This window comes from Micromonospora trifolii (assembly GCF_022229005.1).
In the GTDB taxonomy this organism is placed as follows: Bacteria; Actinomycetota; Actinomycetes; order Mycobacteriales; family Micromonosporaceae; genus Micromonospora; species Micromonospora trifolii.
The window spans coordinates 25967-41879 of record NZ_JAKKFD010000062.1 but is presented as its reverse complement, the minus strand read 5'-3'; the positions used below and the strand labels follow the sequence as shown (position 1 = coordinate 41879).

Here is a 15913-nt window from a genome sequence, read left to right as displayed (position 1 = left end):
GTTCCGGCTCGGGGGCGAATTCTGGCAAAACCGCCCGGCGGGGGAGGAACTGGCGTCTGATCGCTGCTAGGCGCCACCGCTGCCACGGGCGTCGGCCATGTCGATCGGGAGGGCAGGTGCTGGTACTGCTCATCCTCCACCTCGTGGCGGCCCTCGCCGCACCCCTGCTCGTGAGGTGGTGGGGTCCGCGTGCGTGCTACCCGCTGGCGCTCGCGCCGGCCGCAGCGTTCTGCTGGGCGCTGGCTCGCACCCCGGCCGTCGCCGACGGCGGGGCTGTGGTCGAGACGTACCCGTGGATCCGGCAGTTGGGCCTCGACCTCGCGTTCCGGCTCACCACACTGTCCTGGCTGATGACGTTGCTGATCGGCGGCGTCGGCGCGCTGGTGCTGGTCTACAGCGCCCGCTACTTCGACGCCGGCTCGACCGGGCTGGCGCAGTTCGCCGCGGTCCTGGTCGCCTTCGCCGGCGCGATGCTCGTCCTGGTCTTCGCCGACGACCTGCTGCTGCTCTACGTCGGCTGGGAGCTGACCACGATCTTCTCGTACCTGCTGATCGGGCACAGCACCGAACGGCGGTCCAGTCGCTGGGCGGCCGCGCAGGCGTTGACAGTCACCACGCTGGGCGGCCTCGCCATGCTGGTCGGCTTCATCATGCTGGGCGAGCACGCCGGCACCTACCGCTGGTCGGAGATCAGCGCGCAGCCGCTGCCCGGCGGCGGGTACCTGGTGGGCGCCGTGCTGCTGATCCTGGCCGGCGCGCTGTCCAAGTCGGCGGTGCTGCCGTTCAGTTCGTGGCTGCCGGTGGCGATGGCGGCACCCACGCCGGTCAGCGCCTACCTGCACGCCGCCGCCATGGTCAAGGCCGGCGTCTACCTGGTCGGGCTGCTCGCGCCGGTGCTGGCCACTGTCGGCCCGTGGCGGCCGCTGGTACAGATCGCCGGCGTGGCGACCATGCTGCTCGGCGGTTGGGCCGCGCTGCGCCAGACCGACCTCAAGTTACTGCTGGCGTACGGGACGGTCAGTCAGCTCGGCCTCCTGGTGGCGGTGACCGGCTCCGGCACCCCGGACGCCGCGCTGGCCGGCACCGCGATGCTGCTGGCGCACGCCCTGTTCAAGGCGGCGCTGTTCCTGGTCGTCGGCATCATCGACCACGGTGCCGGCACCCGTGACCTGCGCGAGCTGTCCGGGGTGCGGCACTGGTCCCGGCCGCTGTTCGTGGTCGCCGTCCTGGCCGCGGCGTCGATGGCCGGGGTGCCGCCGCTGGTCGGCTTCGTGGCCAAGGAGGCGGTGTTCGGGGCGTTCACCGACCGCCCGGTGCTTCTCACCGGCCTGGTCGCCGGGACGGTGCTCACCGTCGCGTACAGCGTCCGCTTTCTCTGGGGCGCGTTCGCCGACCGGCCGGGTGTGGCGCCGGTCCCGCCGGGGCCGATCGCCGCGTCGTTGCTGGTGCCGCCGGCGGTCCTCGCCGGTGTCGGTCTGCTCGCCGGCCCGGCCGCGGGCGTGCTGGACGACCTGCTGCGCCCGTACGCCGATCTGCTCGGCGGGGTCGACGTGCACCTGGCGCTCTGGGCCGGGCCGACCCCGGCGCTCGGCCTGTCCGTGCTGGCGCTCGTCGGCGGCGGCCTGCTCTTCGCCGTGCGTGGGCCGCTCGCCCCGGTGCTGGCCCGGCTCCGGTCGCCGGTGCGGGGAAACCAGGGGTACGAGTGGGTCATCGGCCGGTTCGACCGGCTGGCCATCGAGGTCACCAGCGCGACCCAGCGCGGCTCACTGCCGCAGTATCTGGGCATCATCCTGGTCACACTGGTGCTGGTGCCGGGTGCGGCGATGCTCTCCGCCAGCCCCTGGCGGGCACGGATTCCGCTGTGGGACAGCGCGCTGCAACCGGTGGTCGTCCTGGTGATCACGGTGGCGGCGGTGCTGGCGGTCGGTGCCCGTCGCCGGTTGACCGCGATGCTGCTGGTGGGCATGACCGGTTACGGCACGGCGATGTTGTTCGTGCTGCACGGAGCACCCGACCTGGCGCTCACCCAGTTCCTGGTGGAAACGTCGACGATCGCGGTCTTCGTGCTGGTGCTGCGTCGCCTGCCGGAGCGGTTCTCGGCCCGTCCGCTGCGCCGTGCCCGCTGGGCCCGTCGGGTGATCGGCGTGGCGGCGGGGGTGGTGGCCGCCGGGTTGGCCCTCACCGCCGTCGGCGCCCGCCGGGCGCCGGACATCTCCGCGGCCTTCCCCGATCTGGCGGTGGTGCACGGGTATGGCCGCAACGTGGTCAACGTGACCCTTGTCGACATCCGGGCCTGGGACACGATGGGCGAGCTGGCGGTGCTGGTGGTGGCCGCGACCGGGGTGGCCAGCCTGATCTTCGAGCGCTCCCGCACCGGGCCGCGGCCGCGCCGACCCGACTCCGACCAGGGGGCGGGTGGGCGTGGCCGGCCGGTCTGGCTGCGCGGTGGCCCCACCCTCTACGAGGAACGCCGCTCGATCGTGTTGGAGGTGGTCATCCGACTGATCTTCCACACCGTTGTGCTGTTCTCGCTGTTCCTGCTCTTCTCCGGGCACAACGCGCCGGGCGGCGGGTTCGCCGGTGGGCTGGTGGCGGGTCTCGCCCTGGTGGTCCGCTACCTGGCCGGCGGCCGGTACGAGCTGACCGAGGCCGCCCCGATCGGCGCCGGCGCGATCCTCGGCGCCGGCCTGGCCATGGCGGTGGGCAGTGGTGTGGTGGCGCTGCTGCTCGGCGGGTCGGTGCTGGAGAGCGCGAAGGTCGATCGCGCCCTGCCACTTGTCGGCGACGCCCATCTGGTCACGTCGCTCTTCTTCGACATCGGCGTGTACCTGGTGGTGATCGGGTTGGTGCTGGACATCCTGCGCAGCCTGGGGGCCGAGGTGGACCGTCACATCGAGGCCACCGGAGCAGCCACCGGCGGGTTGGCCGTCGACAAGGGAGACCGGGCATGACGCGGAGCGGTGCGGGACCGACGTTGGTGTTGGTGCTGGCCGTCGCGGTGCTGGTCGGGTGCGGGGTGATCCTGCTGTTGGAGCGCAGCCTGACCCGGATCCTGCTCGGGGTGATCATGCTCGGCAACGGGGTGAACCTGTTGATCCTGTTGGGTGGGCGGTCGGGCGGGGCGCCGATCGTCGGCACGGGCCCGGTGGAGCGGATGAGCGACCCGCTGCCGCAGGCGATGGTGTTGACCTCCATCGTGATCACCTTCGGGTTCACCGCGTTCCTGCTCGCCGTGGCGTACCGCAGCTGGTATCTCTCCGGCGACGACGAGGTGCCCGACGACCTGGAGGACCGGCAGATCATCCGCCGGGCCGGGCGCAACGAGGTGGGTGCGCTCGATCGCGGTGGGGAGGGCCCGAACGGCGACCCGGAGCAGGTCGATCCCGAGCCGGCTCGCCGCCGGTTACGACGCGGGGACGAGTCGTGATGCGTGCCCTGGTGCCGCTGCCGGTGGTGGTGCCGCTGCTCGGTGCGGCGCTGACCCTGCTGCTGGCCGGGAATCCCCGAATCCAACGCGCGACCAGCGTGCTGTGTCTGAGCGGCACGCTGACTGTGGCGGTGCTGCTGCTGGTGCAGGCGTACCGGCACGGTCCGGTGGTGGTGGCGGTCGGGGGGTGGCCGGCGCCGGTCGGCATCGTCCTGGTGGCCGATCAACTGGCCGCGCTGATGCTGGTGGTCTCCTCGGCGGTGACCCTCTGCGTGCTGCTGTACTCGATCGGCCAGGGTCGCAGCGAGACGAGCGAGAGTTCGCCGGTGTCGATCTTCCACCCGACGTACCTGGTGCTCACCGCGGGCGTCACCAACGCGTTCCTGGCGGGTGACCTGTTCAACCTCTTCGTCGGGTTCGAGATCCTGCTGGCCGCCAGCTTCGTGCTGATCACCCTCGGGGGCACCGAGACCCGGATCCGGACCGGGTCGACGTACGTGGTGGTCAGCATCCTCTCCTCGATGATCTTCCTGACCGCTGTGGGTCTGGTGTACGCGGCCACCGGCACGCTCAACCTCGCCCAGCTCGCCCAACGGCTCGACGACCTGCCCGACGGTGTCCGGCTGGCCCTGGAGCTGATGTTGCTGCTGGCCTTCGCGATCAAGGCGGCGGTGTTCCCCCTGTCGGCCTGGCTGCCGGACAGCTACCCCACCGCGCCGGCCCCGGTCACTGCCGTCTTCGCGGGTCTGCTCACCAAGGTGGGCGTCTACGCGATCATCCGCACCGAGACGTTGCTGTTTCCCGGTGGGCGTGCCCACGTCCTGCTCATGGTCGTGGCCGGGTTGACCATGGTGATCGGCATCCTCGGTGCGGTGGCCCAGTCGGACCTGAAGCGACTCTTCTCGTTCACCCTGGTCAGTCACATCGGCTACATGATCTTCGGGGTGGCGTTGAGCACAGTCGCCGGCCTCTCCGGCGCGATCTTCTACGTGGTGCACCACATCACCATCCAGACCACGCTGTTCCTCGTCGCCGGGCTGGTCGAGGAGCGCGCCGGCAGCACCGACCTGCGGCGTATCGGCGGGCTGGCCCGGGTGGCGCCGCTGCTGGGTGTGCTCTTCTTCGTCCCGGCCATGAATCTCGCCGGAGTGCCACCGTTCTCCGGTTTCCTCGGCAAGCTCGGCCTGCTCCAGGCGGGGGTGGCGGCCGGCGGGCCGCTGCCCGGGGTGCTGGTGGCGGCCGGCACGCTGACCAGCCTGCTCACCCTGTACGTGGCGTCCCGGGTGTGGAACATCGCCTTCTGGCGGGCGCCCCGGCTGGCCACCAGCGAGCCGGTCGTCCAGTTGCCGAGGCTGATGGTGGGCGCCACAGTGGCCCTGGTCGCCATCGGGCTGGCGTTGACGGTGCTGGCCGGTCCGCTCTTCGACGTCACCGCCGACGCGGCCGAGGACCTGCGGCTGCGCACCCCGTACGTGCGTGCCGTGCTGCCGGGCGGTGTGCCGTGACCGGCACCTCTGAGCCGGCTCCCGACGCCCCCGGGCCCGCTGTGGTGGGGCGGGGCCGGCTCGGGCGCTGGCGGGACCAGGCGGTGGCGCTCGGGTGGCTGGTGGTGGTCTGGATCCTGCTCTGGGGCGACATCAACTGGGCCAACCTGGTCGGCGGCCTGCTGGTGGGCGCGGCCGTGCTGGTGTTCTACCCGCTGCCGGCGGTCAGCTTCGGTGGCCGGTTGCGACCGCGGGCGCTGCTGGTGTTCGCGGGCCGGTTCGCCGTCGAGCTGGTCAGCGCGAGCCTGCACGTCGCCCGGATCGCCGTGCAGCCCGGCTACCGGCCGCGCGGGGCGATCATCGCGGTCCGTTTGCGGGTGTCCACCGACCTGAACCTGGCGCTCACCGCCGAGGCGGTCTCGTTGGTGCCGGGCACCTTGATCCTCGAGGTGGACCGGGACTCCGGAACGCTCTACCTGCACGTCCTGGACACCCACGGCCCGGGGGACCTGGACGTGGCCCGGGCCCGCACGCTCGCCGTCGAGCGGCGCATCATCCGCGCGGTCGGCTCCACCAGCGAACTGCGCAGCCTCGACGTCACCTCACCCGAGAAGGGAACCCGCCCGTGACCACGTTCCTGGCCGTCGTCCTCACCGCCCTGCTGTCGGTCACCGCGCTCCTCGCGCTGGCCCGCCTCTACCGGGGCCCGTCACTGGTGGACCGGGTGATCGCCGCGGACATGCTGCTCGCCACGATGGTCGGCGCGGTGGGCGCCGAGGCGGCGGTCAACCGGCACGCCACCACGCTGCCCGTGCTGGTGGTGCTCTCCCTGCTCGGCTTCGTGGGCTCGGTGTCGCTGGTCCGCTTCGCCGTCCGGGAGCAGCAGTGATCGCGACGATCGCGGACTGGCTCGGCGCCGGTTGTCTGGTGGCCGGCGCGCTGCTCGGCCTGGCCGCCGGGATCGGCGTCCTGCGTTTCCCGGACGCGCTGTCCCGGATGCACGCGGCCACCAAGCCGCAGGTGCTCGGGGTGCTCCTGTTGCTGCTGGGCATCGCGTTGCGGCTGCGGTCCCCGGCGGACGTGGGCATGATCCTGCTGGTGGCGGTCTTCCAGTTGGCGACCGCGCCGGTGGCGGCGCAGATGATCGGGCGGGCCGCGTACCGGTCGGGGCGGGTGGACCGCAGTCTCCTCGACGCCGACGAGCTGGCCGAGCGCGCACCAGGCGGCGGGCCGGCGGGGCCGGCGTGACGACTCGGAGGCGCTCGCTGAACCGGACGTTGCGCTCCTTCGGCCCACCCCCAGCGGAGTCCCAGCCAGCGCCGATAAAATGATGGCATGATCGACTCTTCTGCCCAGGAGGGCAGCAGTAGCCAGCCGGGTCGTGCCCGGCATATCCCCGTACCGACGACCCCGGGAGCCCTGAGCGACCCGTGTTGATCGTCGTTGGTCTCCTTCTGATCATTCTTCTCACTGCCGCCACCGGTTACTTCGTCGCGCAGGAGTTCGGCTACGTTGCCGTCGACCGCGGCAAGCTGCGCCAGCTCGCCGATGACGGCGATCAGGCAGCCGCCCGGGCCCTGACCGTCACCAGCCGGCTCTCCTTCATGCTCTCCGGTGCCCAGTTGGGCATCACCGTCACCGCACTGCTGGTCGGTTACGTCGCCGAGCCGTACCTGGGCGGTGGCCTCGCCGACCTGCTCGGCGTGGCCGGCGTCAGCGAGGCGGTCAGCCTGCCGCTGTCGGTGGCGTTGGCCCTGGTCATCGCCACCGTCGTGCAGATGGTCCTCGGTGAGCTGGCGCCGAAGAACCTGGCCATCGCCCGGGCCGTGCAACTGGCCCGGGCACTGAGCCGATCCACCCTGATCTACCTGGCCGTGGCCGGGCCGCTGATCCGGCTCTTCGACCGGGCCTCGGTCCGGCTGCTGCGCCGCATCGGCATCGAACCGATCGAGGAGCTGCCCAGCGGTGCCACCCCGGCGGACCTGGAACAGATCATCGCCGAGTCCCGCGAGGAGGGCAGCCTCGACGCCGAGATGTCCACGCTCCTCGACCGAGGTCTGGACTTCCGCGAGCTGACCGCCGGCGAGGCCATGGTGCCGCGCGTCGACGTGCACACCGTCCGCGCGCACGAACCGGTGAGCCGGGTGGTCGAGCTGCTGGACACCGGCCACTCCCGCTTCCCGGTACGCGGTGCGGAGGGCGTCGACGACCTGCTTGGCATCGTCGGCATCGCCGACGTGCTCGGCGTACCCCCGGGGGAGCGGGCCACCACCCCGGTGAGCGCGGTGGCCGGGCCGCCGCTGCTCGTACCGGAGACGTTGCCCCTGCCCACGGTGCTCGACCGGCTGCGGTCCGGGCACCGGCAGATGGCGTGCGTGGTCGACGAGTACGGCGGCTTCGCCGGCGTCATCACGCTGGAGGACATCGCCGAGGAACTGGTCGGCCCGATTCGCGACGAGGACGACCCACCGGAGCGGGCACCGGCCCGGCAGGACGACGGGTCCTGGGTGGTGCCGGCCCGCTGGCGGATCGACGAGGTCGCCGACAGCACCGGCATCGCCCTGCCCGAGGCCCCCGAGTACGACACCCTGTCCGGGTTGGTGATGCGGGAGCTGGGCCGGGTGCCGGAGGTCGGTGACCGGCTGGAGATCAGCCTGCAACCCGAAGGGGCGGACGGCGAGGACAACGAGGCGGAGCCCCGGGCACTGGTCGAGGTGCTGGCCGTGGACCGGCACGTTGCCGACTCGGTGCGGTTGCAGCTGACCAAACCAGAGGTGACCGCATGAGCCCCGGGATCGCACTGTTCAGTTCGGTGATCCTGCTGGCGCTGAACGGGTTCTTCGTGGCCGCCGAGTTCGCCCTGGTGGCCAGCAAGCGCTACCGCCTGGAGCAGGCGGCGGCGAACGGTGGTCGGGCGGCACGTGCCGCGCTGGATGGCGTCCGCGAGCTGTCGCTGATGCTGGCCGGCGCGCAGCTCGGCATCACGCTGTGCACCCTGGGTCTCGGCGCGCTGGCCGAGCCGGCGATCGAGCACCTGCTCAGCCCTCTGCTGCACGCGGTGGGCCTGCCGGACGCGGCCAGTCACCTCATCGCCCTGGTCTTCGCCCTCGGGGTGGTGACCTTCCTGCACCTGGTGGTGGGTGAGATGGCGCCGAAGTCGTGGGCGATCACCGACGCGGAGCGCTCGGCGACGCTGCTCGCGTTGCCGTTCCGCGCCTTCGCCCGGGTCTCCCGGCCGGTGCTGTCCGCGCTGAACGCCCTCGCCAACGCGATCCTGCGGCTGTTCGGCGTCAACCAGCAGGACCAGCTCGCCCAGGTGCACGGGCCGGACGAGCTGCGGATCCTGCTGGAGCAGTCCCGTGAGCACGGGCTGCTCGGTGCCGAACAGCACCAACTGCTCACCAGCATGCTGGAGTTGCAGGGCACATCGGTGGCGCAGGTCATGGAACCGTTCGCCACCATGGTCACCGTCCGCCGGGACGACCCGGCCGGGCGGATCGAGGAGGTCAGCCGGGACAGCGGCCGATCCCGGCTCGCGGTGCTCGACGAGGCGGGTGACGTGTGCGGGCTCGTGCACGTCCGGGAGGCGGTACGGGTGGTCACCACCGGCCGGGTCGCCACCGCCGGGGAGCTGATGACGCCCGCGTTCACGCTGCCCGCCACGTCCTCGGTCACCGAGGCGGTGGCGGCGATGCGGGCCCGGCAGTCGCAGCTCGCGTTGGTCCGCAACGGCGGTGGCCCGGCCCGGCCGATCGGCTTCGTGGCCCTGGAGGATCTCCTGGAGGAGGTCATCGGGGAGTTCGACGACGAGACCGACACGGTCCCGCGCGGGCGTCGGTTGCGCTGACCTGCCGACCCGGCCGCACTGACGACGTGCGGCCGGGTCAGCGCTCGGCCCGCAGCGCCGCTGGACGCGGGCGGGCTTGAGCCGACACCGACCGGGTAGGCGCGCCTGGTGGGGCCGGCTGGGCCCCGTCCCGGGAGGGGGCGCGCGGTGCGGCTGACGGGAGTGTCCCCGGAGTCCGGTCGGACCGGGTTCTCCGTGCTGACCACGCTGCCCAATCCGAGTACCCGCCCGGGCCTGCGCCTGCCGGGGCGGGTGACTCTCGCGGCCGGTCCGGAGGACGTGCTGGTGCGGCACATCCGGCTCGGCCTCGTCACCACTGTCGAACCGGACGACCCGAACGCGGCCCGACGTCTCGTGCAGTTCCACCACCTGCCGATCGCCGGCCGGTTCGTCGTACCGGCCGGCCGGCGGCGGGCTGTCGACTTCGCGTTCCCGCTGCCGTGGGAGACCCCGGTGACCATCTTCGGTGGGGTGCCGCTGCTGAGCCTGCGGATGGGCCTGCGGACCGAGGTGTCGCTCGACCCCGACCGTGACCAGGGGGCCATGGTGCCGGTCTTCGTGCATCCGATCCCCACCCAGCAGCACGTGCTGGCGGCGCTGGACACGCTGGGCTTCATGATCCGCCAGTCCGGGTTGCAGGAGGGCGGGTTGCCGGGGGTGGAGCACACCCTGCCGTTGCACCAGCGCTGGGGCTACTGGGTGGGGCCGCTCTACGCCGGCCCGATCACCGAGCTGGAGGTGATCTTCGTGACCAACTCGGCGGGCCTGGAGGCGATCCTCTGGATGGATCGCCGGCTGGCGCTGGCCGGAATCACCCACCAGAGCATCAGCCGGTTCCGGATCTGGCACGAGGACGCCGACCGACGCGACTGGGTCGCCACGGTGGACGGCTGGGTCCGCCAGGCGATCAACAGGCATGCCGCCGCGGCCGCACACGCCGACTGGTCCGCGCAGATCGCCGGGTCGGCCCACGTCAGCCGCCATCCCGACGAGCCGATCCGACCGGGCTACGGCCTGGGCGGCACCGCCGGCGGTGCCGGCGTAGGAGGCGGCGGCTCCGGCGGCGACGGAACCTGACCCCCGCCCCCGCGATCTTGCAGTTTCTGCGGCGACAAAACGGCACATAGTGCGCGTTTCGGCGACCGAAAGCGCAAGATCGCGGCGGACAGGGAGCGGGGCAGCGCGGGACGGGGGTGGGGTGGGTCAGCCGGCGCTGGCGGTGGCTAGCTTGAGGCTGAAGGCCAGGAACAGGGCGGCTACGGCGGTGGTGCCACCGGCGGCCAGGCGACGGCGTTGGCGGAACTGGGCGGCCAGGAAGGTGCCCGCGAAGATCAACGCGGTCAGGTAGATCGCGCTGGTCACCTGCGCGATCAGCCCGAGCAGCAGGAACGACAGCGCCGGCCAGGCGTAACCGGGGTCGACGAACTGGATGAAGAACGAGATGAAGAACAGGATCGCCTTCGGGTTCAGCAGGCTGATCACCAGCGCCTTGCGGAACGGGCTGCGCATCGCCGCCGGCTCCGCGGCGTCGATGAGCCGCGGCGTGCTCGGGTCGTTGCGGTCGCGCCAGCGCCGCGCGGCGCCGAGCAGCATGGTCACCCCGACATAACCGAGGTACGCGGCACCGGCGTACTTGATCACCATGAACAGCGGTGGGTACGCCTTGAGCAGCGATGCCACCCCGGCGGCGGAGAGGAACATCAGCACCCCGTCGCCGACGAACACGCCACCGGCAGCCCGGTAGCCGACCGCGACGCCCCGTTTGGCCGCTGTGGAGAGCACGAAGAGTGAGTTCGGCCCGGGCAGCAGGATGATGGCCACGGTGCCCAGCACGTACGTCCAGATGTCGTTGATCCCCAGCACGCCCGCCATCATCACGCCACCGGTGCCGTCCGCAGAAGTCTTTCTCGCAGCCTGGCCTGTGCGTTCGGCCACTCGTCGACTGTCATCGCGTACTGCACGGTGTCCCGCCAGGAGCCGTCCGGGCGTTGCCGGTGCATCCGCAGCACCCCTTCCCGGGTCGCGCCGAGCCGTTCGATGGCTTCCTGGGAGCGAACGTTGCGGATGTCGGTGTGCCAGGCGACCCGTACCGCGCCCAGGTCGTCGAAGGCCCGGCTGAGCAGCAGCAACTTCGCTTCGGTGTTGATCCCGGTACGCCACCAGGGCTGGCCGAGGAAGGTGTGCCCGATGGCCACCGCCCGCCTCTCCGGGTCGATGTCGTAGTAGGAGGTGGTGCCCACCACCGCCCCGGTCGCCGCGCAGCGCTGCACCCAGGCCACCCGCTCGCCGCGGTGCTGGGCGGCCAGGGCGGTGCCGATCACCTCGGCGGTCTCGGCGGGGGCGGTGGGTGGCGCGACGCTGAGGTGCCGCCACACCTCCGGGTCCGCGGTGGCGGCGTGCAACTCGTCGGTGTGGGCCAACTCCAGCGGCTCCAGCCGAACGTGCTCGCCGTGCAGCGGCACCGGGTCGTGCCAGGGCGTGCGGGGCGTCCGCAGGTACGCCGGCAGCGGCGCGGTGACCCCGGCGTCCGGCTCGGGTGCTCCGGCGGTCAGTCGCAGTGGCAGTACGCCGGCCCAGTGCGGCAGGTCCAGGTCGGCCTCGTCCTCGCGGACCCCACCGCTGCGGGCCCGGACGGACACCTCGCGCAGTGGCAGCGCGAGTACTGCGGTCTCGGCCAGCTCGCGACGGCTGGGCGGACGGGTGGCGGTGCTGCGTCCCGCGCCGACCTTCTCGACCAGCGCGGTGAGCATGGCGAGCTTCTCCCGCTCGTCGGTGACCAGGCGGGCGGTGCCGTGCGCGACGACCGAGCGGTAGTTGGCGCTGTGGTGGAACTGGGAGCGGGCGTAGACCAGCCCGTCGAGCAGTGTCACCGCGACGCAGACCGGCAACCCGTCGTCGCCCCGGGCGGCGAGCAGCGGCCGACTGCCGGTGGAGCCGTGCAGGTAGAGCGTGTCGCCGATGCGGACGTGCAGGGTGGGCAACACCCGTGGCTGGCCGTCGACGGTGAAGCTCAGCGCGCAGTCGTACGCCTCGTCGAGCACGGCGTGGGCGGCGGCCCGGTCGTAGCTCATCTTGTCGCGGGAGCGGTGGGGTGTGGTCCGGGCGGTGGGTGGATACATGCGCTCACCCCTTCGTTCTAGTACAATCTCTTATTTGTGTCAGCACACTATCAGCTCACCGGTACGACAGCCGTCGAGATTTCGGCCAGCATCGAGTCGGGCATCCGTACCGGCGCCCTCTCACCGGGGGCCGCCCTGCCACCCGTGCGGGCACTCGCCGCCGAGCTCGCGGTCAGCCCCGCCACCGTCGCGCGCGCCTACCAGGAGCTGCGCCAGCGCGGCCTGCTCGCCACCGCCGGTCGCCACGGCACCCGGGTGCGCCCCCGCCCGCCGGTTGCCGCCCGCCGCTCCGCGCTGCGCCCTCCACCGTTGCCCGGCGCCCGAGACCTGTCCCGGGGTGAACCCGACCCCCGGCTGCTTCCCCCGCTGGGCCCGCACCTGGCGGCGCTCGCCGCCGACGACGGCCCGCCGGTCGGCTACTCCGATGCCGGAGTACTGCCCGAACTGGCCGAGGCGGCCCGCGCCCGGCTGCGCGCCGACGGTGTCCCGGCCGGGGACCTGACGCTCACCGGCGGTGCGCTGGACGGCATCGAGCGGCTGCTCGGCGCCCACCTGCGCCCCGGCGACGCGGTGGCGGTCGAGGACCCGGGCTGGGCCAACCTGCTCGACCTGGTCGCCGCGCTGGGTCTGCGCCCGATCGGTGTGCCGCTGGACGACGAGGGGCCGCAGGTCGCCGGGGTGGCAGCGGCCCTCGCCGCCGGAGCGCGGGCGCTGATCATCACCAGCCGGGCGCAGAATCCGACCGGCGCCGCCGTCTCCGAGGAGCGCGCGGAGGCGTTGCGGGCGCTGCTCGCCGGCCGGCGGGACCTGCTGCTGATCGAGGACGACCACGCTGCCGAACTGGCCCGCGTACCCCTGCACCCGCTCGCCGGTGCGACAGCGAGTTGGGCCTTCCTCCGCTCGGTGAGCAAACCCTTCGGCCCGGACCTCCGGCTGGCGGTGCTGGTCGGCGACGAGACGACGGTGGCCCGGGTGAGCGGCCGCACCCGGGTCGGCGCCGGCTGGGTCTCCACAGTGCTGCAACGCCTGGTGCTCGCCCTGTGGCGGGACCCTGCGGTCACCGAGCTGGTGCAGCGGGCGGCACAGAGCTACGAGCAGCGCCGCGACGGGCTGCTCGCCGCGCTGGCCGAGCACGGCCTGACCGCACACGGTCGTAGCGGCATCAACGTCTGGCTGCCGGTCGCGGACGAGACCAGCACTGTGACCGCGCTCCGCGACGCCGGCTGGGCGGTGGCCCCCGGCGCGCTCTACCGGATCGCCGCCCCGCCCGCCCTGCGCATCACCGTCAGCTCCCTGGAGCCCACCGACCTGGCCCCCCTGGCCGCAGCCCTCGCCCAAGCCGAGAACCCACCGCCCTCCCGAGGCTTCCCCACCTGACTCTGCCCCCGCGCCCCACCCCGCCCCCCGCCCTCGCGATCTTGCGGTTTGTGTTGGCGGAATGTCGGGCCTGTGCATGTTGGTCGGGGCAGAAAGTGCAAGATCGCGGGGATTCGGGACGGCCGGGACGGGTATGCGGGCGCCCGGAGGTGGGGGACATGGCTTCTGGTGGGGCTCGTAAGGGGATCTGGATCGCGGTGGCGGTGGCGATCATCATCATCGTCATCGTGCTGATCGCGATCGCGTCCGGCGGCGACGGGGGCGGCAACGGGTACTGACGCAAAGCGGCCGGGGCGCCGGGGCGTATCCGGCGGCGAGCACCGAACGGGTATATAACAGTCGGCATGGCCGAGCAGACCGGGAGCCCTCCGGGCGCCCAGCGGTTCATCCCGCCCGATGCCGACACCATCGACGACCTGCGCACCGCCGCCGGCGGCTGCCGGGGCTGCGAGCTGTACCGGGACGCCTCGCAGACGGTCTTCGGCCGGGGCGACGAGAGCGCCCGGGTGGTGCTCGTCGGCGAGCAGCCCGGTGACATGGAGGACCAGAAGGGGCTGCCCTTCGTCGGTCCGGCCGGACGCCTGCTGCGCCGCGCCGTCGACGACGCCGGGCTGGACCCGGGTCACCTCTACCTGACAAATGCCGTAAAGCACTTCCGCTTTGAGCTGCGTGGCAAGCGGCGGATCCACCAGACCCCGGACCAGGCGCACATCACCGCCTGCCGCCCCTGGTTGGTCGCCGAGTTCGCCCGGCTGCGTCCGGAGGTCGTGGTGGTGCTCGGCGCGACCGCCGCCAAGGCGCTGCTCGGCCCGTCCTTCCGGGTCACCCGGCAGCGGGGCGAGCTGCTGCCCTGGCCGGAGTCGGCCCAGCACCCAGCGGATTTCGAGCAGGTGCCGGTGGACAGTGCCGGAAAGCGGGCCGACGCGCCGGAGGCTCGGCTGCTGGCCACCATCCACCCGTCCGCCGTCCTGCGGGCCGACGACCAGGACAAGGCGTACGAGGGCCTGGTCGCCGACCTCACTGTCGTCACCCGCGCCCTGCCCGGCTGACCGGTGAACCGCCACGCACGACCCCTGCCGGGAACCGGCGACCGCAGTTCGGCATCGCTCATTCGGGCACCATAGGCGTGGGCCGCGCAGGGAGCGACCCCGTTCCGGCGCGACGGGGCGTGCTCGGCCGGACCGGGTTCGGCTGTCGGCAAAACCCACTGCCGCTGGTCGGTGCGGGTGCGCGAGGATGAGTCACCCCTTCCGACAGGAGCGCCGATGGCGACCGACCTGACCGCGCCGCGTACCGCCGCCCGACCCGACGTCGCGTCGATCCAGCGGCGTACCCTGCGGCTGCTCTTCACCACCCAGATCATCGGCGGGATCGGCGTGACCATCGGCATCGCCGTGGGCGCGCTGCTCGCGGCACGGATCGCCGGGACCGCTGTGGCCGGTGTCGCGCAGAGCGCCGGGGTGGTCGGTGCCGCGCTGCTCGCCGTGCCGGTCACCCGGATCATGGCGCGGCACGGTCGCCGGCCGGGTCTGGTGCTGGCGTACGCGGTCGGCGCCGTCGGCGGCCTGCTGGTGGTGGTGGCCGCGGCCACCCGCTGGGTGCCGCTGCTCTTCCTCGGCATGCTGCTCTTCGGCGGGGGCACCGCGGCGAACCTCCAGGCCCGCTACACGGCGGTGGATCTCGCCGAGCCGGCCCGCCGGGGGCGGCAGCTCTCCCTGATCGTCTGGGCCACCACCATCGGTGCGGTGGCCGCGCCGAACTTCGCCGCGCTGGCCGACCGGGTCACCACCGGCTGGGGGCTGCCTCCGCTGGCCGGCCCGTTCGCGTTCAGCGCGGCCGCGTTCGTGCTGGCTGCCGTCGTACTCCTCGGGTTGCTCCGCCCCGACCCGCTGCTCACCGCGCGGCGGATCGCGGCGGCCGACGCGCCGGCCGCCGATCTGCCGCCGGTCGCCGACGCGACGGCGACAGCGGTGGCGGCCGAGGCGCCGGTGGCAGGTGGCGGTGCGACGCCGGCCGCCGCGTCGGTCACGGTGCGCGCGCCGCGCGGCGCCGGGATGCGTGCGGCCTGGTCGGTGGTACGCGGACAGCCCGCCGCCCGACTCGGGATCGCCGCCGTGGCGGTGGGTCACCTGGTGATGGTGGCGGTGATGGCGATGACTCCGGTGCGGCTCGGTGAGTCGCACGCCGACGCCGACGTGTTGCGGCTGGTCGGCATCGTGCTGAGCCTGCACATCGCCGGCATGTACGCGTTCTCCCCGGTGGTGGGTTGGCTCACCGACCGGCTCGGTCGACGGGCGGTGATCCTCGGTGGGGTCGGGCTGCTGCTGGCCGCCTGTGCGGTCGCCGGCACCGCCGGGCACCACACGCCCCGACTCTCGGTCGGTCTGGTCCTGCTCGGGTTGGGCTGGTCGGGGACGATGGTGGCCGGTTCGACACTGCTGTCCGAGTCGGTGGCGGCCGAGGTGCGGCCGAGCGTCCAGGGGCTGTCCGACCTGATCATGGGGTTGGCCGGGGCCGGGGCCGCCGTGGTCAGCGGGTTTGTCATGCAGTTCGCCGGATATCCCGTGCTCACCCTGCTCGCGGCGGTCGCGGCGGCGCCCCTGGTGGCGCTAGCGTTGCGCCCGGTGCCGACCGGGGCACCGGACGAGGAGGGCTGATC

At 72.8% G+C, this 15913-nt stretch carries 14 protein-coding genes; 12 read left to right on the top strand and 2 right to left on the bottom strand.

The window, feature by feature from the left end:
• Window positions 1-116 precede the first annotated feature (116 nt).
• The 9 genes from NIE79_RS30435 to NIE79_RS30395 all read left to right on the top strand — a co-directional run bounded on the left by NIE79_RS30435 (window position 117) and on the right by NIE79_RS30395 (window position 9835).
• Window positions 117-2951 carry a Na+/H+ antiporter subunit A gene (locus NIE79_RS30435; protein ID WP_238681849.1) on the top strand — a complete coding sequence of 945 codons (2835 nt, stop codon included), beginning with the start codon at window positions 117-119 and terminating at the stop codon, window positions 2949-2951.
• Entirely contained in the window at window positions 2948-3427 is a 480-nt protein-coding gene (locus NIE79_RS30430; protein ID WP_238681848.1) for a Na(+)/H(+) antiporter subunit C, read from the top strand. Before NIE79_RS30435 ends, NIE79_RS30430 begins: the two co-directional genes overlap by 4 nt.
• The gene (locus tag NIE79_RS30425; RefSeq protein WP_238681847.1) at window positions 3427-4932 is read left to right on the top strand and encodes a Na+/H+ antiporter subunit D; all 1506 of its coding nucleotides are present in this window, start codon (window positions 3427-3429) and stop codon (window positions 4930-4932) included. Before NIE79_RS30430 ends, NIE79_RS30425 begins: the two co-directional genes overlap by 1 nt.
• Window positions 4929-5540, top strand: coding sequence for a Na+/H+ antiporter subunit E (locus NIE79_RS30420; RefSeq protein ID WP_238681846.1), 612 nt, complete (start codon window positions 4929-4931; stop codon window positions 5538-5540). The genes NIE79_RS30425 and NIE79_RS30420 overlap by 4 nt, the downstream gene beginning before the upstream one ends.
• On the top strand, window positions 5537-5800 hold the full coding sequence (locus NIE79_RS30415; RefSeq protein WP_030489433.1) for an MrpF/PhaF family protein: 264 nt from the start codon (window positions 5537-5539) through the stop codon (window positions 5798-5800). The genes NIE79_RS30420 and NIE79_RS30415 overlap by 4 nt, the downstream gene beginning before the upstream one ends.
• A complete protein-coding gene (mnhG, locus tag NIE79_RS30410; protein ID WP_238681860.1) occupies window positions 5800-6159 on the top strand; it encodes a monovalent cation/H(+) antiporter subunit G in 360 nt (119 codons plus the stop codon). The genes NIE79_RS30415 and mnhG overlap by 1 nt, the downstream gene beginning before the upstream one ends.
• 182 nt (window positions 6160-6341) lie before the next feature.
• Complete coding sequence (locus tag NIE79_RS30405) at window positions 6342-7697, top strand: hemolysin family protein (RefSeq protein ID WP_238681845.1); 1356 nt, start codon at window positions 6342-6344, stop codon at window positions 7695-7697.
• Window positions 7694-8758, top strand: coding sequence for a hemolysin family protein (locus tag NIE79_RS30400; RefSeq protein ID WP_238681844.1), 1065 nt, complete (start codon window positions 7694-7696; stop codon window positions 8756-8758). Before NIE79_RS30405 ends, NIE79_RS30400 begins: the two co-directional genes overlap by 4 nt.
• Before the next feature lie 147 nt (window positions 8759-8905).
• Window positions 8906-9835 carry a sporulation protein gene (locus NIE79_RS30395; RefSeq protein WP_238681843.1) on the top strand — a complete coding sequence of 310 codons (930 nt, stop codon included), beginning with the start codon at window positions 8906-8908 and terminating at the stop codon, window positions 9833-9835.
• A gap of 126 nt (window positions 9836-9961) precedes the next feature.
• On the opposite strand, the gene leuE is transcribed toward NIE79_RS30395, so the two are convergent.
• Both leuE and NIE79_RS30385 read right to left on the bottom strand, forming a co-directional pair.
• Window positions 9962-10633, bottom strand: coding sequence for a leucine efflux protein LeuE (gene leuE, locus NIE79_RS30390; protein ID WP_238681842.1), 672 nt, complete (start codon window positions 10631-10633; stop codon window positions 9962-9964).
• The gene (locus NIE79_RS30385; RefSeq protein WP_238681841.1) at window positions 10633-11877 is read right to left on the bottom strand and encodes a bifunctional pyridoxamine 5'-phosphate oxidase family protein/GNAT family N-acetyltransferase; all 1245 of its coding nucleotides are present in this window, start codon (window positions 11875-11877) and stop codon (window positions 10633-10635) included. Before NIE79_RS30385 ends, leuE begins: the two co-directional genes overlap by 1 nt.
• A gap of 36 nt (window positions 11878-11913) precedes the next feature.
• Here NIE79_RS30385 and NIE79_RS30380 point away from each other — a divergent pair, with 36 nt between their 5' ends.
• From NIE79_RS30380 to NIE79_RS30370, 3 genes are all read left to right on the top strand, one after another.
• Window positions 11914-13254, top strand: coding sequence for an aminotransferase class I/II-fold pyridoxal phosphate-dependent enzyme (locus NIE79_RS30380; protein WP_238681840.1), 1341 nt, complete (start codon window positions 11914-11916; stop codon window positions 13252-13254).
• A gap of 344 nt (window positions 13255-13598) precedes the next feature.
• Window positions 13599-14303: a UdgX family uracil-DNA binding protein gene (locus NIE79_RS30375; RefSeq protein WP_238681839.1), complete on the top strand. Its 705-nt coding sequence runs from the start codon at window positions 13599-13601 to the stop codon at window positions 14301-14303.
• Window positions 14304-14519: 216 nt separating this feature from the next.
• Window positions 14520-15911 carry an MFS transporter gene (locus NIE79_RS30370; protein WP_238681838.1) on the top strand — a complete coding sequence of 464 codons (1392 nt, stop codon included), beginning with the start codon at window positions 14520-14522 and terminating at the stop codon, window positions 15909-15911.
• Window positions 15912-15913 lie beyond the last annotated feature (2 nt).

What these genes read in the sequence shown, in the direction of transcription:
- NIE79_RS30430 (WP_238681848.1), top strand. Translation starts at nt 2,948, where the DNA reads ATGACGCGGAGCGGTGCGGGACCGACGTTGGTGTTGGTGCTGGCCGTC.
- NIE79_RS30425 (WP_238681847.1), top strand. Translation starts at nt 3,427, where the DNA reads ATGCGTGCCCTGGTGCCGCTGCCGGTGGTGGTGCCGCTGCTCGGTGCG.
- NIE79_RS30400 (WP_238681844.1), top strand. Translation starts at nt 7,694, where the DNA reads ATGAGCCCCGGGATCGCACTGTTCAGTTCGGTGATCCTGCTGGCGCTG.
- leuE (WP_238681842.1), bottom strand. Translation starts at nt 10,633, where the DNA reads ATGATGGCGGGCGTGCTGGGGATCAACGACATCTGGACGTACGTGCTG.
- NIE79_RS30385 (WP_238681841.1), bottom strand. Translation starts at nt 11,877, where the DNA reads ATGTATCCACCCACCGCCCGGACCACACCCCACCGCTCCCGCGACAAG.
- NIE79_RS30375 (WP_238681839.1), top strand. Translation starts at nt 13,599, where the DNA reads ATGGCCGAGCAGACCGGGAGCCCTCCGGGCGCCCAGCGGTTCATCCCG.
- NIE79_RS30370 (WP_238681838.1), top strand. Translation starts at nt 14,520, where the DNA reads ATGGCGACCGACCTGACCGCGCCGCGTACCGCCGCCCGACCCGACGTC.